The organism is Pedobacter sp. T50_32, assembly GCF_057652195.1.
The window spans coordinates 1-234 of the sequence record NZ_JBYFBY010000040.1 but is presented as its reverse complement, the minus strand read 5'-3'; the positions used below and the strand labels follow the sequence as shown (position 1 = coordinate 234).

At 35.5% G+C, this 234-nt stretch carries 1 protein-coding gene; it reads right to left on the bottom strand.

Going from position 1 to position 234, the window contains the following annotated elements:
• On the bottom strand, nucleotides 1-234 hold a 234-nt coding region (locus tag AC23ME_RS21155), incomplete at both ends, for a hypothetical protein (RefSeq protein ID WP_487729707.1).

The following is a 234-nucleotide window of genomic DNA, read 5'->3' as shown; positions in this document are numbered from 1 at the left end:
CTTCTGGCTCAAAATAAACTTTGCGGTAATAACGTTGTCTATCAGAATCGTGAATACCAAATTCGGTTTTTTGATCACACTTGTACAAACTGAAAAAATGACTTTTATCTACACGTAAATAACTATCGCCAACAAAAAAGCCAGAGCCCACAAATTGTTTATTGATTGAAATTTTAGGCTCAAAAATATTTTTGCCAACCCAACCTCCATCGTGTACATTCGGAAGACTTTCGC